This window comes from Prosthecomicrobium pneumaticum (genome assembly GCF_014199915.1).
In the GTDB taxonomy this organism is placed as follows: domain Bacteria; phylum Pseudomonadota; class Alphaproteobacteria; order Rhizobiales; family Kaistiaceae; genus Prosthecomicrobium; species Prosthecomicrobium pneumaticum.
In genome coordinates this window covers 269345-287793 of the sequence record NZ_JACHOO010000005.1, presented here as the reverse complement: position 1 = coordinate 287793, position 18449 = coordinate 269345, and the positions used below count along the sequence as shown (strand labels likewise).

The following is an 18449-nucleotide window of genomic DNA, read 5'->3' as shown; positions in this document are numbered from 1 at the left end:
TGTGGATCTTGGTCGTGCGCCCGCCACGTGAGCGGCCGATTGCTTGACTGGGCTCTCCCCCTTTCCGCCGGAGGCCGAGCAGTGCGCTTTCACAGCAGAACGGTCGAGATGAGCACTTGGGCCTGAGGACCGCCTGCGCTCGCAAGAGCATGGAAGAGATCGATCCCGCCCCTCGTTGGCCCACCGGATATACCGGTTTTAGAGCGTTTTGCGCGGCTCGTAGTTGGGCAATCCGTCAATCCAGCGGCCACCGGACTTCAACATGAACGATGTCGCTGGCTACCCGGCGGTCATCGACACGCGGCTTGCTTCGCGTGTCTCTCTGAAAATGAGGTTCAATGCGTGAGACTGCGCGTTTGCCGGGCAAAAACGATCCCGATCCATCGCGACTTCCTCTCCGAAGCAGTGAATTGCACGTCGCTGAAAACGCCAAACAATTCATGGGTTCGGACGCTAACCTTTTGATATCAACGGGAGCGGGAATGGAGCTTCGTCATCTTCGGCATTTCGTGGCGGTCGCAGAAGAGCTCCATTTTACACGTGGCGCGCAACGCGCCGGCATCGAGCAATCCCCATTGTCTCGATCAATCAAGACTCTCGAACGGCGCCTTGGCGTGGTATTATTCGAGCGTACACGGCGATCCACGAAGCTAACGCCGGCCGGTGAACGTCTTCTCGTCCATGCGCGTGCGCTCCTCGCATCCGCCGACGAAGCGCGCATAGACGTTCGCACGGCAGCAACGACGGGAGACACAATCAGCCATTTGCACATCGGCATTTGCGACGGTGTACCACTAGCACGCCTCGCACGGCTGATTTACGAAGTAAAACAGGAAAGTCAACAAGTCGTCGTGTATATCCATGAAGCGTCAGTGACGCAGAATATCGAAGGCTTGCGAAGCGGCTTTCTTGATGCGGCGCTCACGCCAGAGAGCGGATACGGCAAGGGGATTTTGTCCGAAGCAGTCTGGCGAGACCCGCCGATCGCTTTGATGCCGAGTGGTCATCCCCTGGCCGGAAAGAAGCGGATCAAACTGTCTGGGATTGTTAAAGAGCCTCTCATTCTAAGTAGACCCGACACGGGTCTTAGCCAACAATCCCAGATCGAACAGTTCGTTCGAAGCGCAAGCTCGACCCCCAATATTGTTAGTCGCACCACGACGCTTCCGATGTTGGTTACGCTGGTTCTTGCGGGCTATGGCATCGGAATAGCGACCGCCGCTCAACTCGAGGCGGTCGAGGTGGATGGCATTGCCCTCCGGCCCCTGAGCGATGCGCCCGCTGATCTGAAGACTTGGTTGATGGTGCGTGAGGGGACACTCAACGAGCCACTATCTCGTTTCATCGAGCGAGCCCGGGCCATTATTTAAAGCGCCTCTACGGCAAGGCCGCGCGGCACGGAATCCCTTGTCACGAGCAATAAAGGTTTCGAGCATGAGTGGGGCCAACGTCAAAGCATCGACAACCGTGCCGTGAAGCTCGGAATGAAGAGCGGCATATCGATCGAGGTCGGCTCGAAGTTGCACCGTCATGGTGATGGTGAGTTTGACGGTTTCAGCTTTCGGCACCGGTCCGAGGCTAAGTTTTCTGGTCAATCATCCCTCCTGATGTCAGCCGTCATCGGGGCGGCGCGATAGGGTCGCAAGACGAGATCCTTATTGACGATGACGCGGACCGGAAAGCCCGGCCGCACCTTCAAGGTCGGCTGGATATTGAGATTTCGCCGTGTGATCTGCTGGCCGACATCGTTGATGGTGTCCTGGGCACCATCCCGGGTCGCGATGATGACCTGATCGCCGTTCGTTCCCTGATTTTGAGGGGCTGCCAGTTCGGCGCCAATGCCGAGCAGCGAGGAGAGGACCGCGCCTCCGATCAGGCGGAGCCAGTGATTGTCGACCTCATCTTCAAGGCCCGAATAGCCGGCGGTATCGACGCCGGAGAGACGATCCAGCACGATGGAGGAGCCGTCCGGCATGATGAGGCGATTCCAGACCAGGAGCACACGGCTCTGGCCGAAGGTGACGCCGGAATCGTACTGGCCCATCAGGCGGGTGCCCTGGGGGATCAAGAGATGCCTGCCCGTAGCCGTGTCGTAGACATTCTCGGTGACGGTACCGATGATCTGGCCCGGCAGATCGGAATTGATCCCCGTCACCAAGGCGGCCGGAATGATGGTGCCGGCCATTACCTGATAGGGCGAGCGTGGCGTTTGGAGAGTTCCAGATCCGTAAATCTTCTGGTCGGCTTCGCGGCTTGCGAACGCCTGCTTGCGATCCTGCATATTCTGCGTGGTCATTTCATCGACGGGCGGAGCAACGGTAGATTCCGCACCGGTAGCGCGTATGGCGGTGAGATCGAGCCGGTTTGGCTCCGGCGAGGCGGCCGCGGTTGCCGATACCTCCTGCTTCGGGCGTGTCGTCTGAAAGAACACGGCTGCTTTCGCTGCGGCTTCCGCTTCCTGCTGGGCACGAAGGCGCGCCGCGCGTTTGGCATCCTCTTCCGGATCAGCCCTGAAACTCGGCCGCTCGGGCATGGGCGGAATGCCCGCCTCCCGTTCGGTGCGCACGACTGGCCCACCGAGCTCACCGGGCAAGGGGGCACCGAGCTTCGGTGGTTGAACCTGCGTATAGTCGCGCGGTAACGTTTGCAGCCCCTCCGCCGGGTTGACGCGATCGGTGTTGTAGAGCTCCTCATCGGTCCGGGCTGATCTGTCCCGGCTTTGCAACGCCCAAATCATCGCGCCAAGCACTGCGGTAGAGACGGCGCCGGCGAGCACCATCAAGGTCCAGCGATTGAGACGGGTCACGGGACGCGGCTTGGCGCGAATGGCGAGATCGGGTGGCGGGGATTTGGGTGGCACGGTCATAGCCCGAAGATCCCCAGCCGGTTGCCATCGGTGCGCGAGATACGCACGATCTGCTGCTTCTCGCCGCCGAGACGAAGCTCCGCCGCACCGAACAGGCGATCGACGATGTAATAAGGCGGCTTTGCGCGGTAGTTGACGAGCTGGTTCTCCCCAGTGGGGCCGACAACGAACAGCGGCGGCAACTCGCCCTGGGCGATACCGGCGGGAAACTGGATATAGACCTTCTCACCGTCATCGAAGACGCGGGTCGGCCGCCACGATGGATTGTCGCCTGTGATCTCATAGCGGAACTGGACTCGCTCGAGCGCGACGGCATTTGCGACCGGCGTGGCAGTCCCCGCACGATCATTCTGACGTTGCAGCGCGAGAAGACGGTCGTGTGGATAGTCCCAGGAAACCGATGCCATCCAGGTCTGGGGCGTCGATGTGAGTTCGAGGAGGTAGGTCCGGCGGTTGGTGTTGACCACCAGATTGGTCTTCAGATCCGGCCGCGTGGGTTTCACCAGGATGTGGGTCTGCTGGCTTCCGCCCCCACCGCTGGTCGTGTCGCCGATCACCCATCGCACGGTGTCGCCGGCCGAGACGGAGATCAGCTCTTCGCCGCTCTGCAGGGCGATGTCCGTTACTTTTTCAGGCGCCGCATAAATCTGATAGAGCGCGCCAGCCATGTAGGGCCAGACCTGCGTTGCATTGACATAGCCGGTGCGGGTCGGTTGCACGCGGGCCGCATCATTGGCCGTCGTGACGCGTAGCTTCGGATCGGCAGGTTCAACTGTTCCGCCCTTGACTGGCATCGGCTTTAACTGGCCGGGCAGTGGCAATGGCTTCGGCAGCTCGACTATCTCGACGGGACCAGCCGGCTCGACGATCCGGCTCGCCTCGTAGGGTTCATCCAGGGAGATTTCCGGCGGCGGTGTTTTCCCGGCGCAACCCGCCAGCAACGTGACGGACGAGAGGAGGAGAATGCGGAATGGCAGCATGCGGGTCATGATCCTTTTCTCCTTCACGACCCGCCGGCGCCGAGTTCACGGCTCCAGTTGATGCCGTTGACGAAAATGCCGAGAGGATTCTTACGCAGCCGGTCCTCGGTGCGCGGTGGTTGCATGATGATGGTGAGGATGCCGGTCCAGCGATCCGTGCCGGCAAGCTGATTGTTCTCATAGCGCCGCTCGATCCAGCGGATCTGGAAGGAGCTGTCCGATGCGCGCACGACGCTGGTGACCTCGACGGCGACCGACATTTTGCCGACCTTGCCGAACGGATCGTTGGCGCGCGCATAGTCATTCAACCCGGCGCTGCCGCGATCGGTGGTGAAGTCGTAAGCCTCGAGCCAGTTCTGCCGCACCACGATGGGATCGGTGGGCAGTGCGCGCACATTCTGTATGAACCGGGCGAGCGCGTAGGCAATCTGGGCGTCGGTCGGCCGATAAGCTTCCACGGCCGGGCCAACGGTCTTGACTTGACCGAGCTGATCGACCTCGACCACATAGGGCGTGACGGTGGAGCGGCCAGCCTGCCACAGCAGACCGCCAGCCATGCCCACGGCAAGTGTCAGGCAGCCGAAGGACATGAGCCGCCAATTGCGTGCTTGAACGCGGGCGGAGCCTAGGCGTTCATCCCACAACTGGCCGGCGGCCTGATAGGGCGTGGCGGGTTCCGACGTTTGCGAATAGCGCACGCCAGCGCGTTTGAAGCGCATTGTTCAATCCTCCTGTCGCAGGGATGGGTTGGCTCCCGAGCCGCCATGATCCCCCGAGCGAAGGGCGTGAGCCGCAGTGGTTGCTCCGTGGGAGACGCGCGAGTTGCGCGGTCCATGTCTCACGCGATTGGCCCATGCGGGAGCACCGCCGGCACCGGCGAACGACGCATCGTTCCCAGCCCCACCCATCGCTCCCATGGGCTTGCCGCCGGTAGCCGTCCAAGCGCTATGGGCGCCGGCGGAAGCACGGGCGCCGACCGTGCCCGCGACGCGTGACACGACACTGCGGCCCGCCTGCATGACGGCGCCACCACCCGCTTGCGCCACGCTGGCAAGACCAGCTCCGACCTCTCCCATGCCCGATGCACCGGACGTCGCCGCACCAAGCTCGAAGGCGGCACGCGCGCCGCCCGACATGGTGGATGCCGCCTTGACGCCGGAACCTATAGCGGCCCCGCCGAGCCGTGCCGCGCCGACAGCTCCGGCGCCTGCCGCGACCGCCATGCCGCCGGCGGCGAGCGCGGTGCCAGCGACTGCACCCGCGCCGAGCTGCGGGGCGCCGGAGACGAGACCCGTCGCGATCGACGGGCCGAAGATGCCCAGCCCAAGCATGGCGAGCGACGCCAGCATGATCGCCAGCGCGTGATCGATGGACGGCTCTGTTCCCGCCGAGGCACGAAATTCCGCGAAGAGGCCGTTGCCGATGCCAACGATAACGGCAAGGACCAGGATCTTGATCCCGGACGACACGACATTGCCGAGCACGCGTTCGGCCAGGAAAGCCGTCTTGTTCCAAAATGCGAAGGGCACCAGCACGAAGCCGGCCAACGTGGTCAGCTTGAACTCCAGCAACGTCACAAAGAGCTGCACCGCGAGCACGAAGAAGCTGACGATGACCACGAGCCAGGCGAGGAACAGGACGGCGATGGTGTCGATGTTGGAGAAGACGGAGGTGAAGCCGGACAAGTCGCCTATCTGCGCGAGGATCGGCCGGCCGGCGTCCATGCCGACAGAGGCGAGCTTACCGGGACGCAGGAAATCGTCCTGGGACAGGCCGGAGCCAGAGGCGGTCAGGCCGAGCCCGGCGAAAGATCTGAAGATGATGCCGGCCAGCGAATTGAAGTTTGTAATGATGTAGGCGAAGGCACCGACATAGAGGACCTTCTTGATGAGCTTCGCCAGAATCTCGTCATTGCCGGCTCCGAAGGCCCAGAACAGGCCGGCGAGCGTTATATCGATGGCGATGAGCGTCGCCGAAAGGTAAGTGATCTCACCGTGAAGCAGGCCAAACCCGCTGTCGATATACTGCGAGAAGGTGTCGGTGAAGCGGTCGATGACGGAGAGATCGTCCATGGACAATCACTCCGCGTCCGGCGCGATAGGGTCGGTTTTCTCCGGAGTTCCGCTCTTCTTCAGTGACGGGAATAGATCGACCGGATGTGGCGTGTACGGCGTTCTGCCTGAACCCATGAAGCGGCGCCGCTGCGCTTTGCTGGCCATGGTGCACAGCTCGTCGCCTGTCCCAACCCAGTCGTCCTTGCAAAGCTTTTGCACCTCACGGAGCCGTTGCGGATCGGCGGCGAGGCTGTCCACCGTGTCGGCCGCCCGCGCCGATTGGACGAGAAGTCCGGCGCCGGTGGCAACCGCGGCCACGACAGCGAGACGGATGATTTGTCTGAGCATGGCGGGTCCCTCAATCGCGGAACAACCGGACGGGTGCCGGCGTATAGCTGCTGCCATCACCCATGAATCGGCGGCGAACCTCACGCGCCCGCTCCTCCTCCGCGACGGCACGGGCCTGTTCCGCGGCGACGGCGCGGTCCTGAGAGAGCTTGAGCCGGGAGGCGTCGATCGCTTGCTTAGCCTGAAGGGCAAGGAGCTGGTTGGTCGCCTGCGTCGCGTCGAGATTCCCCGTTGCCGACTGGCTGCGAGTGACGAGATCGCCGAGAGTAGCCTCGTCGGAGGCGAGGTTTTCGGAGACCTGCGCCTGCATCTTCATGGCCGTTTCCAGAGCGGATCGAGACTGCTCCCAGCGCTTTCGCACATCGGCGAGGATCTGATCGCTCGATGCGGACGCCGCGTATTCCTTCGGGTAGAGCTGCTGGAATTGCCGTTCCATCGCCGATATGTCGAAGCTCAAGCCCTCGGCCTCGCTGATAAGGCGCTCCGTCTTGGCGACGGACTGTTTCAGATCGTTTAGTGCGGAGAAATCGAGGCTCGTCAGGTTCTTTGTTTGATTGAGGAGCGACTGAGCTTCGTTTTGCAGGCTCTTGATCTGGTTGTTGACCTGGTCCAGGGCTCGAACCGCCGACAGCACATTCTGGCTGTAGTTGTTCGGATCGAAAACGATCTGCGCCGCGACCGGCGGCGCGAGAGCGATGCCGAGCGCGCAGGCACCGGCAAGGCAAAGTGGTGTCCTCATGATGCGGTCTCCTGATTTTGCGGAAGCGGGAATTGGCGGATGAGGTCGGCTGCCCAATCGAGCCCGCGCACGTCGAGCCATGCTGCGGCAAAGGCATCGCGCCCATGGGACACGAGGACATCGTCCATCTGGCGATGATCCTCGGGGCGGCTGGCACCGGCGAAGGCGAACGCCACAGGTCCGAGATCGAGGTCGAACAGCCGATTGCCGAGACGGGATTGGTAGTAGTAATCCCGCTTCGGCTGAGCCCGCGTGATGATATCGATCTGGCGGCTGTTGAGGCCAAATCCTTCATAGATCGTGCGGAGCTGCGGTTCGCTCGCCTGCGGCGACGGCAGGAAGATCCGGCTCGGGCAGCTCTCGACGATGGCTGGCGCGATGGCAGAACGCTGGATGTCGGCAAGCGACTGGGTGGCGAAAACGACGGCGACGTTCTTCTTGCGCAGCACCTTCAACCATTCACGGATGCGCGCAGCGAAGATGGGATCGTCGAGAAACACCCAAGCCTCATCGAGCACGAGCAGCGTGGGCGATCCGTCGAAACGCTCATCGAGACGATGAAAAAGATAGGTGAGGACCGGCGTCACGGCGCTCGCCGTGTGCATCAGTTCCTCCATTTCGAAGCCCTGCACGTCGCCGAAGCCAAGCCGATCGGCATCGGCGTCCAGCAGCCGGCCATGTGGCCCCGACAGGGTGTAGGGTTGCAGCGCCTGGCGGAGCCGGTTCGATTGCAACAGCGTGGAAAAGCCGGTGAGCGTTCGCTCCTCACGTGGGGCGGATGCAAGGCTGGTCAGTGCCGACCAGACGGCGTCCTTCACATCGGGCACGATTTCGACGTGTTCATGCCCGAGCAAGCCGGCGATCCAATCGGCCGCCCACGAGCGGCTGTCGTCATCCTCAATGCGGGCGAGCGGCTGAAAGGCAATGGCGTCGGAGGATCCGAGATCGTAATACTCGCCGCCGAGGCCCAAGATGGTGGCGCGGGCCGAGCCACCCTTGTCGAAGATGAAGATGCGAGAGCCGGCATAGCGGCGGAATTGGAGCGCCAGCATTGCCAGCAGCACGGATTTGCCGGCACCGGTAGGGCCCACGATCAAAGTGTGGCCGACATCGTCGACATGAGTGACGAGCCGGAACGGCGTGCCGCCGGCCGTGCGGGTGACGATCAGCGGCGGAGCATCGAGATGGCCATTCTTCTCGGGGCCTGCCCAAACCGCCGAGACCGGCATCATGTGTGAGAGGTTCAGAGTCGAGATCAGCGGCTGGCGAACATTGGCGTAGGCATGTCCAGGGATCGAGGACAGCCATGCCTCCGTCGCGTTCAGCGTCTCCGGAATGGTGACGAAGCCACGCCCCTGGATGATCCGCTCGACGGCCTTCAGCTTCTCGTCAGCGAGATCCGGACTTTTGTCCATGACCGTAACGGTGGCCGTGACATAGCCATAGGCCACGGCATCTGAGCCCAGCTCCTGCAATGCTTCGTCCGCATCAGCGGATTTGTTGGCGGCGTCTGAATCGACTAGCGAAACTTCCTGCTGGAAGATCGTTTCGCGCAGCAGCGTGACGATACCCTTGCGTTTCGCGAACCATTGCCGCCGCACCTTGGTCAGCTCGCGTTCGGCTTCCGCCTTGTCGAGCGACAGGAAACGGGTCGACCAACGATAGGCGAAGCCGAGACGGTTGAGGTCGTCAAGGACGCCGGGCCAGGTCGAGGGCGGAAAGCCGCGAATGGTCAGCACGCGCATATGCTGGTCCCCCAGCATCGGCGCTAGTCCACCGGTGAAATCGCAGTCAGGCAACAGCGCGTCGAGATGGAACGGCACCTGGGGAACGGCGACAGGGTGCCGCTGCGTGGAGATGCAAGCGTGAAGGTAAGTCAGCGTTTCCTCATCGGAGAACCAGCGGATCTCCGGCATGACGCCGTCGAGCAAGGAGAGAAAGCGGTCGGTCTCGGAAATGAAGGCTGCGAGATGGTCGCGCCAATTCACGGTGCGCCGCTCGGTGCTCTCGTAGAGGAGCTGGCCGGCGCGGGCCTTGCTTTCGGACGGCGGCAGGAAGGCGAGCGTGATGTAGTAGGCGCTCTCGAAATGTGTGCCTGCTTCCTCGAACGCCGCGCGCCGCTCTTCCTCTACGAGCCACGACACCGCGTCGGGAAATTCCGAGATGGGATATCCGGCGGCGATGCGCCGTTCAGCTTCGACGAACAGCGCCCAGCCGGAGCCGAGGCGCTTCAGCGCGTTGTTGAGCCGGGCAGTGGTCGCCACCAGCTCGCTTTCCGTTGCGCTGTCGAGGTCGGGGCCACGAAACTGTGCGGTGCGTTGGAACGCACCGTCCTTGTTGAGCACGACGCCCGATGCGACGAGCCCGGCCCAAGGCAGATAATCCGCGAGGCTCGCGGGGTGCGTGCGATATTCGGCAAGGTTCATCATGAACTCACGCCTCCAGAAACGCGCGGTGCTTCAGGTGGCGGGCGAAGACCTCCATGAACTGGGGATCGGCCTTCGCCCCCCAGACGGCGAGCGCATGGCCCGCCATCCAGAGCACGATGCCGCCAATCCACAGATGCAGGCCGATGCCGATGGCGGCGGCGAGTGTCCCGTTGAGGATCGCCACCGATCGCGGGGCGCCGCCCAGCAGGACGGGCTCCGTCAGTGAGCGGTGCAGCGGCACTTCGAAGCCGTCGGCATGGACCGCCATTAGACCAGCGCTCCGCCGCCAAAGCTGAAGAAGCTGAGGAAGAAGGAACTGGCGGCGAAGGCGATGGAGAGGCCGAAGACGATCTGGACCAGCTTGCGGAAACCGCCGCCGGCATCACCGAACGCCAAGGTGAGCCCGGTCACGATGATGATGATCACGGCGATGATCTTGGCAACCGGCCCCTCGATCGATTCAAGGATGGATTGCAGGGGCGCTTCCCATGGCATGGACGAACCAGCGGCGTAAGCTGGGGAAACCAGAAAGGCGGACATCAGCAAAGCCGCCGTTCCGGAGATCCGGTTTCGAAACTTTCCTGCAACGCTCGAAAGCGGATTTGCTGAAATGGGTGTCTCCGGATTTACGGAAACGCTCGAATCCGCACTTGCGGATTTACGTTTCTGGTTTGTTCCAGCATTCAGGAAAAGCATGAATACGGACGTGATGGGCGGCATCCCTAATCTCCTGTGAAGTGCTCTATTGCGTAGGCATCGCCGTCGAGGCCCATGACGCGGATGATGTCCTCGACGCGGCGTTTGCTACCGCGCCCGGCGATGAAGACGATGATGTCCACGGCCTCCGCGATCAGCGCGCGCGGCACGGTGACGACGACTTCTTGTATGAGCTGCTCCAGCCGGGTGAGTGCTCCCCGCGCAGAGCCTGCATGCAATGTCGCGATGCCGCCGGGGTGCCCGGTTCCCCACGCCTTCAGGAGGTCCAACGCTTCAGCGCCGCGCACCTCGCCAACAACGATGCGATCCGGGCGAAGCCGCAAGGTGGAACGCACCAGATCGGCGGTGGAGACGGTATTAGCCTTTGTCCGGAGAGCCACATGATCGTCGGCTACACATTGCAGCTCGATCGTGTCTTCGAGCACCAGAACGCGATCGCCAGTGGCCGCGATCTCTTGGAGCAGGGCGTTGGCGAGGGTGGTCTTTCCCGTCGACGTTCCACCGGCAATGATGATGTTCCGTCGGTCGAGGACAGAGCTCCTCAGAAACTTTGCCTGCACCTCGGTCAAGATGCCGTTGGTGACATATCGGGCCAGCGGTATGACGCCGGCGGCGCGCTTGCGGATGGCGAAGATCGGTGCGACGGCGATGGGTGGCAGGACGCCTTCGAACCTTTCACCCGTTTCCGGCAACTCGGCGGAGAGAATCGGATGCTCGCGGTTGACCTCCAGGCCGACATGGTTCGCCACAACCTTGATGATGCGGGCGGCATCCTCCGGGGAGAGGATGGCGCCCGTGGGCTCGCGGCCCGAGCCGAGCCTGTCGATCCAAAGCTTTCCGTCGGGATTGAGCATGACTTCCACGACGTCCGGATCGTCGAGCGCGGCGATGATCGCCGGCCCCATGGCACTGCGCAGCATGCGGACCTGACGATCGCTGACGATCCGGGACGGGGAGCGCGGCCTATCCATCATGTGGCGCCGCCTCGGCATCGTGGTCTTCCGATCCAGCGGACCCCTGATCCTCGTTGTCGTCGGCCTGGCCGAAGAAGCAACCTTCATCAGGGAAGATCTCTTCATGGACCTGCCGAACGAGGCTGCCGCCACGCTGCAGGTGGCGGCCGAGTTGGTCGACGAATTGGTTGAAGCGTAGGCGCCCCTGCGCGCGAGCCGCCTTCTGATGCGCCTCCGGAAGAGGAGCTGAAACCGACAACGTGTAGCGGATGAATAGCGCCAGGGTCTCGATCAGGATGGTCTGGTCGCGTTCCAGCCGGCCGAACTGGTTCGACAGTCGGTCGAGGCGTGAGGCCAGCGCCGCCTCTCGCCGGTCGGCACCATCGGGAGAAAGATAGGAAGAGAGCGCAGCCGCGACGATCGCTGATTTCGTTTCACCTTTGAGGGCTGCAAGCTGACGCAGCCGCTTGGCATGGTCGGGCTCGATGAAGATGTTGAGACGGGTTTTGCTCATAGCGCGATCCCGTCATCGGGATCGAGCGAGGCCAGACGCGCCACGCGCCGGAACTGCCGGTCCGGTTTGGGAAGCTTACCGTCGCGTGTGACGGGGTTATCTGTCTCATCGTCGAGGACGGACAGATCGTCATCGCGACCATCAGGCAGACGTATGACTTCGGCTTTGTCGAACTCCGGGACGAGCTGATGTCCGCCTTCTACGGGCACGGCGGATGCCTGTGCGCCCGTAGAAGCGAGGATAGAAGATTTCGACCGCGGAAGGCCGGTCCAATCGTCCGTTCGCGCAGCCGGCCGATCAGCATATCCATCGTCTGAGAGAACCGGTGCTGGCAGCACGCGCGAAGTGAAATTGCTGTCGGTGAAATATCGGATCTTGGTGGCCTTGGCCGGTGGATGGCCGGAGACCATGATGACTTCTTGAGTGTCGGGAAGCTGCATGACCTCGCCGGGTGTCAGGAGCGGGCGGGCCGTCTCTTGCCGAGATACCATTAGGTGCCCCAGCCAGGGTGACAGGCGATGGCCGGCATAGTTGCGCTGGGCGCGAAGTTCCGTCGCCGTGCCGAGCGCGTCCGAAATGCGCTTGGCTGTGCGTTCGTCGTTGGTCGCGAAGGCGATTCGAACGTGGCAGTTGTCGAGGATGGAATTGTTCGGGCCGTAGGCCTTTTCTATTTGATTGAGGCTCTGCGCGATGAGGAAGGAGCGCAGGCCATAGCCGGCCATGAAGGCCAAGGCGCTCTCGAAGAAGTCCAGCCGGCCGAGCGCCGGAAACTCGTCGAGCATGAGAAGCAGCTTGTGCTTGCGGGCGATGCCGTCCGAGCCGTCGAGGCTTTCTGTCAGCCGGCGGCCGATCTGGTTGAGGATCAAGCGAATGAGCGGTTTGGTGCGCGAAATGTCCGAAGGCGGCACGACCAGATAAAGCGAGACCGGATGATCGGCGGCGATCAAGTCGGCGATGCGCCAATCGCAGCGCGATGTGACGGTCGCGACCGTCGGATCGCGATAGAGGCCGAGGAACGACATGGCGGTCGAGAGCACACCGGAGCGCTCGTTCTCGCTCTTGTTCAATACCTCGCGCGCGGCGCTGGCCACGACGGGATGCGGGCCAAGCGCCCCGAGATGCGCCGTGGTCATCATGGACCACAAGGCTTTCTCGAAGGGGTGGGCCGGATCGGAGAGAAAGTTGGCCACACCGCGGAGCGTTTTGTCCTCTTCGGCGTAGAGGACATGCAAGATCGCGCCGACTAGAAGCGAATGGCTGGTCTTTTCCCAGTGATTGCGCCGCTCCAACGCGCCTTCGGGATCCACCAATATGTCCGCAATGTTCTGGACGTCGCGGACCTCATGGACGCCTCTGCGGACTTCCAAGAGAGGATTATAGGCGGCGCTCCTCGGGTCGGTCGGGTTGAACAGGAGGCAATGGGAGAACTGCGCGCGCCAGCCGGCGGTCAGCGTCCAGTTTTCCCCCTTGATGTCATGGATCACGGCAGAGTACGGCCATGACAGCAGCGTTGGCACAACGAGCCCAACGCCCTTGCCGCTTCTCGTCGGTGCAAACGCCATGATGTGTTCGGGGCCGGCATGGCGCAGATAGGTGCTGGCCATGAGCCCGAGAAAGACGCCGGCCGGCTTCGTCAGGCCCGCCGCCGCGATGTCCGTCTTATCGGCCCAGCGGGCGGAACCATAGGTGGTGACGAGCTTCGATTGCCGGGCTCGCCAGACGGAACCGATGATGGCGGACAGAGCGGCAATGACGCCGCTGCCTCCAGCGACCGTACCCCCCGTTTGGAAAATGTCCGGAGCATAAGCATCATAAACATACCACCACTCGAACAACCGCCAAGGGTAGTAAATTGGTAAGTTATCGATTAAGAACCAGGGTTCTCCAAGGCGTCGCTGGAAGCCAAGCTCAAAGGCCACCCACTGCGTGGCGGCCCAGGTGCCGGCAAGCGCGATGCCGAACACCACCAGCATCTGACCGATCAACACCTTCGTCGGTGTCATTCCCGCTCCTGCAACAGCCGCAGTTTTCGGCCGTGCGAACGACCGACAAGGCATAAGGCTTGTTGCTTGAAGGGGTTAAGTCAAAGACCATTCTTGCGCGTAACAGCGGCAACTATGATCTAAGTACGATCCGACATTACTCCTTACTATTTATTACTACTGATGGCAATTTGGTATTGCGGCAATGAGTCACGTAAAGCGCCAGAAATATCTTGGGCACCAAGACGCGTCAGAGACAAGCAGCATACAGCCGCGCAATACAGTACCTGCATTCTACTTTTAGTATACGCGGAAGGCGTCTACCCCGATAACGATTTGTGCAACGCGCCAAAATGGGTGATGCAAGCGGGTATATACTCCGCTTAGCTTAGAAGCCATGTCGACATTCCCGACTTCGCATTGGCTCATGCGATCGATCACGGTCCCGCGCTTCCGATCGATGTCATTGGCATTTTCGGTAAGAATTGAAAGCGCCAATGACGATAAAGTTGAGCTGTTCTCAATTCCCCGCTTGGTTAGGCAGCCAACGCCAGCTTTGCCCCGTCGTTCGTCATCTTGGAGCTGATGTTGAACCACGCATTTGGAGAATCGGGATCGATCTGCTGGACCTTGAAACCAAGGGTTAAGGCGGCTGCGATCAGCATTCCATTCGCGACATAACCACGCGAATGCCGCGAATCCCCGAAACGCTCAGCCTGATGTTTCAGACCATAACTAGAAGATTTGCGGTTGATCGTCTTACGTTTGCTGAATTGCGATAGAAAACGGGATGCTTGGATGAACTCATCGGCGGCGTGATCGCCCAGCATTGACGCTCGGTCTGCCATGAACTCGGCCCGGCGCTCCTCAGGGGTCTTTGAACGGCCGCGATAAACATTGTAGCCGAATTGAGTGAGGAGCGGTTCCAGCGCCATCGCACGTCGAATGCCGACCTTGGCCAAAGTGCGTGCGATCCGTCCAGGTTCGGAATCGAAACCGTGCTCTTGGAGATAGCCCAGGAAGGCTCCTTCGTTGGTGGAAACCTCGGCTGAGCCATTCGCGAGGCTCGCCCTCATGGCGGCATTGGTGTTCCACCCGAGGCCCCGAGCAAGAGCCTCGATCCTATGCGACGATTTCACCTCCGGCAGAGTTGCACGCAGCTCTGCCTTCATGTCCTCGACATCGTTTGCGGTGATTTCCAATCTCATCATCAAGTCCTCGGTTGCGGGCTCGAGCAGTTCGCCGATTACGCAGCCAGCCCAATCCGCAAGGATCGATGAGAGGTGGCATGAAGATCAATATTTAGGCCGTTTGACCCGGCGATAGGTCGAAGGTGGCAAGCCCACGTCGAAGATGGTCGTCGCGTGGCTCGGCGTCAAGGTTGACGTCAAATTCCCAGACCCTTGTGCCGCCCGAATTCCCACGAGACGCTATTGCCACGAACAACCCCAGCGACCGTCTGGCCAAGGCGCTTTTGCAGCACCGGACGCCACGGCACGAGGCTGAATCCCACGCCGTCGTCCAGCATGGCAAAGCGACCACTGGCGAGCATGACGGAGCGGCGATAGATGCCACTGACGTGTTCTCCGTCGCGCACGGCACGATGATGCAGGCCGGTTTCCTCGACGATCTTTCTGGAAGCGGTTTCGACTTCCCGATCGCGCAGCGTGGCGAGCAGATTCCGGACGAGCAACACACGCTGCCCACGCCGCTCGGCCAGGCCCTGATCGACGAGGAAGTTCTCCCGCTCGCGCATGGCCTCTCGAACGCTGGCGCCGAATCCGGTCTGCGCGAGTGCGGAGGTGTCGCCAAAGCGCTGCCGATCGAGCCAAGTCGCACCAATCGCGCGCGTCTGTCGATCAAGCGGCAGATGTGATCGAAGCTCGACATCGACACCACCAAGGCCGCGGGCATCATGAGCTTTACCGCGCTCGGCGAGGTCGGCCGGCACGCGCCAGACGCCGTCTTCCGTACGGTCGACGATCCCGACCCGGCGAAGGGCTTCGAGTCGACGGACGTGTGCGGCGACGAAGCTCTCCGGATCGTATCCTGGCTTGGCTTCGGCGCGCTCCACCGCAAGATGGTGTTCGGCGCGGTAGACGCCGTCAACAGCGAGGCTGGCGATGGTCCTATCCGCCCCGCGTTCCACTACCGCGCGCGTCTCGACGATACCGCCGATCGGAAGGGCTTCGAGATCGGCGCTCCCCGAAAGCGGAACATAGTGTGCCCAGCCATCGATCCCGTCGACAACGAGATAGGCTCGATCATAGAGTTCGTCAGCCAGTCCCTTGTCGACGATGCGACCGATGACGGGCGTTTGTGATGACATCGCGTCAAGCACGACCAGCTCACGCTTCTCGCCGGACATGACGCGCTGCATGGTACGGATGATGTCGCCGCGCTCGCCCATGCCACGCAACGCGGTTTCGGCGTCGTCGTGCAGCGCCCAGATGCAACCGCCAGTGCGGTCGGCAAGGCCCATCTCGACGAGCCGCTGGAGCCGACCGATCATCACCGTGCGTCGGAAGCGAGCGTGGGCGTCGGCGGGTTCGCTAAGCAGGTCGATGACACCCGCCTCCGCCTCATGCTGGATCATTCGGTCGATGGCGGTCCAGCGCTCCTGCTCGACCTCGCGCAACATGGAGTTGTGGATTTCCATCTCAGTGCGGGGACCGAGCCATTCGGTTGCCAGTTCGCGGGCACGGTTGCGCATGCCGTCGGCGATGTAATCGCGGGCGATGACCAGATCCGATCCGTCGTCCTGGCGACCGCGCAGCACGATATGAGTGTGAGGATTGTCGGTGTTCCAGTGATCGACCGCCACCCAATCGAGCTTGGTTCCTAGATCGGCTTCCATGCGGCCCATGAGATCGCGAGTGAAGGCTTTCAGATCGCCAAGATCGGCCGCATCTTCCGGCGAGACAATGAAACGGAACTGATGTCGGTCCTCGCGGCCGCACTGTTCGAAAGCGGTGGTATCGGCCTTGTCCGTGCCGGGTCCATAGGCGTGGGCCTTGCTGCCATCCTTGGTCACGCCGTCGCGCTCGATATAGCGCAGATGGGTGATGGTCGAGCGCGTACCGGCCTTCTCCAACTTGACCAAGCGGGTCTTGATGACCACGCGGCGAGAACTGCCGCGCAGGGTCTGACCAGCGAACTTCGCGGCGACGTGGCCGCGGCCGAGACGGGCGCCGGAACGCACCCGCCCGGAACTGAACGACCGGCCGCTTGTCGAACCGGAATGGGAAACGGCCTTAAGAACGCGTGCGGTGAACTTAGGCGTCCTTGCTCGACCACGCGATTTTGGTGGCGAGGCCCTTGGCCGGAAGCGGTTGTCGTCACGATCTGGCATGACGGCGATCCTGCCAATCCTGTACAAGCCCATGCGATGAAGCACGCGAAAGCTCACGCATAAACAATGGCTTGATGATTCTATAGGCACGCGGGCTCATCCGCCGCGTGCCGCCCCAACCGACGTGCAGACAAGAACTTCGGGACAGGCGCGTGCCGTCCCCTTTTATCTTGCCCTGCGCCTTCAGCGCTCCGAATCCGTGCTTCATCGTGGCTATGGGATCACTTCTGCTGCACGTCGGAGCTGTCGCTGTCGTTTGGTTCGACGTATTCGACGCGTGGCTTGACGGTCACAAAGAGCGCGCCAGCAGATGGTCGAGAGGGGAGTGCACCGACGGTAGATTTCTTGCGCGCGTCGACCGCGAACAGTGGTGCTTCCGGACCGCGGTTTGTGTGCGTCTCCGAACCCGCGAAGAGGCTCGGAGTCGGGCTGCCGATGATCGATGCGAGCTTGTCGAGATAAGCACGCGTCTCATCAGGAAGCGGCACACCGAGGAGTTTGTGTTCCTCATAGCGCGCTGGCCCCGCATTGTAAGCGGCGAGGAATCCCGGCGCCCCGTAGCGATCGTACATCTCGCGCAGATAGGCAGCACCAGCGGTGATATTGTCATACGGATCGAAGGGATCGTCGCCGAGCCCGTATCGGCTGCGCATCGCCTCCCAGGTGGCGGGCATGATCTGCATCAGGCCGATCGCACCTTTCGCTGACACCACGCGGGTTTCGCCGTCACTTTCGACACCCATGACGGAGCGTATCCACTGCTCCGGAATGTCGAAACGTTGTGCCACTTCGGCGATCTGTGCAGCCCACGGATCGGCCGATAGTTGATGGTTCGTGGGCGCTTTCCCAGGCGGCGGTGAGGACGCAGGTTCCGCTCGGGCCACGGCGCCGGAAATCATCATCAGCGTACAGGTGATGATCGCTTGCATGACGCGCCGTAGAGGCGAGCGCGACGACGTTTTGCACCATGCTCCTTGTCCGAGCGCCGACAGCCTGCCACCGTCCTCGCTCCGGTCAAGGGCGAGGCGTTGCCGGCCGCAAAGCGACCGCCCCTGACCTTCACTGCGCGCGGTGGCTGTCTGGCCAGCGATCGGGTCGGAGGGATGATCCCGTTTCCCATCGATCAGAGGGATAAGGGTCAATCCCAGTTCGCGCGACCCACACATGACATCAGGTCCGCTCATCACGCTTCGATGGGCGTGTCCAGAGCAGGTTCCAAGTCGCGTTGTCGATTTCCGACTGGAACAGGTGAGCGCGGAGCGGCTGGGTGAAGGACGGATCGTCTATGGCGAGCGACAGGTAGTCTCCGGCTCTCTCGCCGGTGCGCTTCCAACCAGCACCGGTTTCGATATCGTCGGTGGTGAAGATGCGATAGTGCGGCGCATTTTCGGCGTCCGCATTTTCAGCCGACCTGATGACCAGCTCGGCGTCGAGCGTCAGCGTCCGGATACGGCCGGTGAAGCCGTCCTTCGTCTTCTTGAAAGTCCCGATCTGCGGCATGGCACACTCCTTCTG

At 62.0% G+C, this 18449-nt stretch carries 18 protein-coding genes and 1 pseudogene; 1 reads left to right on the top strand and 18 read right to left on the bottom strand.

Annotated elements, in window-relative coordinates:
- Window position 1: 1 nt before the first annotated feature.
- Window positions 2-367, bottom strand: a pseudogene (locus GGQ63_RS13605) (transposase); the annotation flags it as partial.
- Here GGQ63_RS13605 and GGQ63_RS13600 point away from each other — a divergent pair.
- Window positions 339-1370 carry a LysR family transcriptional regulator gene (locus GGQ63_RS13600; protein WP_246429778.1) on the top strand — a complete coding sequence of 344 codons (1032 nt, stop codon included), beginning with the start codon at window positions 339-341 and terminating at the stop codon, window positions 1368-1370. The pseudogene GGQ63_RS13605 and the gene GGQ63_RS13600 sit on opposite strands and share 29 nt — an antisense overlap.
- Here the strand turns inward: GGQ63_RS13600 and GGQ63_RS13595 are convergent.
- The 17 genes from GGQ63_RS13595 to GGQ63_RS13515 form a co-directional block, all read right to left on the bottom strand.
- A complete protein-coding gene (locus GGQ63_RS13595; RefSeq protein WP_183856727.1) occupies window positions 1332-1595 on the bottom strand; it encodes a DUF2274 domain-containing protein in 264 nt (87 codons plus the stop codon). The genes GGQ63_RS13600 and GGQ63_RS13595 overlap by 39 nt on opposite strands.
- On the bottom strand, window positions 1592-2866 hold the full coding sequence (locus tag GGQ63_RS13590; protein ID WP_183856725.1) for a TraB/TrbI/VirB10 family type IV secretion system protein: 1275 nt from the start codon (window positions 2864-2866) through the stop codon (window positions 1592-1594). Before GGQ63_RS13590 ends, GGQ63_RS13595 begins: the two co-directional genes overlap by 4 nt.
- Window positions 2863-3855, bottom strand: a complete 993-nt coding sequence (gene trbG / locus GGQ63_RS13585) for a P-type conjugative transfer protein TrbG (RefSeq protein WP_210308507.1) — start codon at window positions 3853-3855, stop codon at window positions 2863-2865. Before trbG ends, GGQ63_RS13590 begins: the two co-directional genes overlap by 4 nt.
- Window positions 3856-3869: 14 nt before the next feature.
- Complete coding sequence (gene trbF / locus GGQ63_RS13580; protein WP_183856723.1) at window positions 3870-4565, bottom strand: conjugal transfer protein TrbF; 696 nt, start codon at window positions 4563-4565, stop codon at window positions 3870-3872.
- A gap of 3 nt (window positions 4566-4568) precedes the next feature.
- Window positions 4569-5918, bottom strand: a complete 1350-nt coding sequence (trbL, locus tag GGQ63_RS13575; protein WP_183856721.1) for a P-type conjugative transfer protein TrbL — start codon at window positions 5916-5918, stop codon at window positions 4569-4571.
- 6 nt (window positions 5919-5924) lie between these two features.
- On the bottom strand, window positions 5925-6248 hold the full coding sequence (locus GGQ63_RS13570) for an entry exclusion lipoprotein TrbK (RefSeq protein ID WP_183856719.1): 324 nt from the start codon (window positions 6246-6248) through the stop codon (window positions 5925-5927).
- Window positions 6249-6258: 10 nt separating this feature from the next.
- On the bottom strand, window positions 6259-6987 hold the full coding sequence (gene trbJ / locus GGQ63_RS13565; RefSeq protein WP_183856717.1) for a P-type conjugative transfer protein TrbJ: 729 nt from the start codon (window positions 6985-6987) through the stop codon (window positions 6259-6261).
- Window positions 6984-9416, bottom strand: coding sequence for a conjugal transfer protein TrbE (gene trbE / locus GGQ63_RS13560; RefSeq protein WP_183856715.1), 2433 nt, complete (start codon window positions 9414-9416; stop codon window positions 6984-6986). Before trbE ends, trbJ begins: the two co-directional genes overlap by 4 nt.
- Window positions 9417-9420: 4 nt before the next feature.
- Window positions 9421-9684 (bottom strand): VirB3 family type IV secretion system protein, encoded by a 264-nt coding sequence (locus GGQ63_RS13555; protein ID WP_110372410.1) that lies wholly within the window; start codon window positions 9682-9684, stop codon window positions 9421-9423.
- Window positions 9684-9956 carry a TrbC/VirB2 family type IV secretion system protein gene (locus GGQ63_RS13550; RefSeq protein WP_183856974.1) on the bottom strand — a complete coding sequence of 91 codons (273 nt, stop codon included), beginning with the start codon at window positions 9954-9956 and terminating at the stop codon, window positions 9684-9686. The genes GGQ63_RS13555 and GGQ63_RS13550 overlap by 1 nt, the downstream gene beginning before the upstream one ends.
- Window positions 9957-10138: 182 nt before the next feature.
- Window positions 10139-11107: a P-type conjugative transfer ATPase TrbB gene (trbB, locus tag GGQ63_RS13545; protein ID WP_183856713.1), complete on the bottom strand. Its 969-nt coding sequence runs from the start codon at window positions 11105-11107 to the stop codon at window positions 10139-10141.
- The gene (locus GGQ63_RS13540) at window positions 11097-11600 is read right to left on the bottom strand and encodes an Ada family protein (protein ID WP_183856711.1); all 504 of its coding nucleotides are present in this window, start codon (window positions 11598-11600) and stop codon (window positions 11097-11099) included. Before GGQ63_RS13540 ends, trbB begins: the two co-directional genes overlap by 11 nt.
- Window positions 11597-13603, bottom strand: a complete 2007-nt coding sequence (locus tag GGQ63_RS13535) for a conjugal transfer protein TraG (protein ID WP_183856709.1) — start codon at window positions 13601-13603, stop codon at window positions 11597-11599. Before GGQ63_RS13535 ends, GGQ63_RS13540 begins: the two co-directional genes overlap by 4 nt.
- A 515-nt stretch (window positions 13604-14118) precedes the next feature.
- Entirely contained in the window at window positions 14119-14793 is a 675-nt protein-coding gene (locus GGQ63_RS13530; RefSeq protein WP_183856707.1) for a hypothetical protein, read from the bottom strand.
- A gap of 176 nt (window positions 14794-14969) precedes the next feature.
- Window positions 14970-16934, bottom strand: a complete 1965-nt coding sequence (locus GGQ63_RS13525) for a relaxase/mobilization nuclease and DUF3363 domain-containing protein (RefSeq protein WP_183856705.1) — start codon at window positions 16932-16934, stop codon at window positions 14970-14972.
- Window positions 16935-17155: 221 nt separating this feature from the next.
- A complete protein-coding gene (locus tag GGQ63_RS13520) occupies window positions 17156-17863 on the bottom strand; it encodes a lytic transglycosylase domain-containing protein (RefSeq protein ID WP_210308506.1) in 708 nt (235 codons plus the stop codon).
- A gap of 241 nt (window positions 17864-18104) precedes the next feature.
- Window positions 18105-18434 (bottom strand): DUF736 domain-containing protein, encoded by a 330-nt coding sequence (locus GGQ63_RS13515; protein ID WP_110372405.1) that lies wholly within the window; start codon window positions 18432-18434, stop codon window positions 18105-18107.
- Between the last annotated feature and the right edge of the window lie 15 nt (window positions 18435-18449).

Bases quoted from the DNA above. Each gene is read 5' to 3' on its own strand.
- GGQ63_RS13555 (WP_110372410.1), bottom strand. From the start codon at position 9,684: ATGGCGGTCCATGCCGACGGCTTCGAAGTGCCGCTGCACCGCTCACTG.
- trbB (WP_183856713.1), bottom strand. From the start codon at position 11,107: ATGATGGATAGGCCGCGCTCCCCGTCCCGGATCGTCAGCGATCGTCAG.
- trbG (WP_210308507.1), bottom strand. From the start codon at position 3,855: ATGACCCGCATGCTGCCATTCCGCATTCTCCTCCTCTCGTCCGTCACG.
- trbJ (WP_183856717.1), bottom strand. From the start codon at position 6,987: ATGAGGACACCACTTTGCCTTGCCGGTGCCTGCGCGCTCGGCATCGCT.
- GGQ63_RS13600 (WP_246429778.1), top strand. From the start codon at position 339: ATGCGTGAGACTGCGCGTTTGCCGGGCAAAAACGATCCCGATCCATCG.
- GGQ63_RS13515 (WP_110372405.1), bottom strand. From the start codon at position 18,434: ATGCCGCAGATCGGGACTTTCAAGAAGACGAAGGACGGCTTCACCGGC.
- GGQ63_RS13590 (WP_183856725.1), bottom strand. From the start codon at position 2,866: ATGACCGTGCCACCCAAATCCCCGCCACCCGATCTCGCCATTCGCGCC.
- GGQ63_RS13520 (WP_210308506.1), bottom strand. From the start codon at position 17,863: ATGCAAGCGATCATCACCTGTACGCTGATGATGATTTCCGGCGCCGTG.
- trbL (WP_183856721.1), bottom strand. From the start codon at position 5,918: ATGGACGATCTCTCCGTCATCGACCGCTTCACCGACACCTTCTCGCAG.
- GGQ63_RS13530 (WP_183856707.1), bottom strand. From the start codon at position 14,793: ATGATGAGATTGGAAATCACCGCAAACGATGTCGAGGACATGAAGGCA.
- GGQ63_RS13540 (WP_183856711.1), bottom strand. From the start codon at position 11,600: ATGAGCAAAACCCGTCTCAACATCTTCATCGAGCCCGACCATGCCAAG.
- trbF (WP_183856723.1), bottom strand. From the start codon at position 4,565: ATGCGCTTCAAACGCGCTGGCGTGCGCTATTCGCAAACGTCGGAACCC.
- GGQ63_RS13535 (WP_183856709.1), bottom strand. From the start codon at position 13,603: ATGACACCGACGAAGGTGTTGATCGGTCAGATGCTGGTGGTGTTCGGC.
- GGQ63_RS13525 (WP_183856705.1), bottom strand. From the start codon at position 16,934: ATGCCAGATCGTGACGACAACCGCTTCCGGCCAAGGGCCTCGCCACCA.
- GGQ63_RS13570 (WP_183856719.1), bottom strand. From the start codon at position 6,248: ATGCTCAGACAAATCATCCGTCTCGCTGTCGTGGCCGCGGTTGCCACC.
- GGQ63_RS13550 (WP_183856974.1), bottom strand. From the start codon at position 9,956: ATGTCCGCCTTTCTGGTTTCCCCAGCTTACGCCGCTGGTTCGTCCATG.
- trbE (WP_183856715.1), bottom strand. From the start codon at position 9,416: ATGATGAACCTTGCCGAATATCGCACGCACCCCGCGAGCCTCGCGGAT.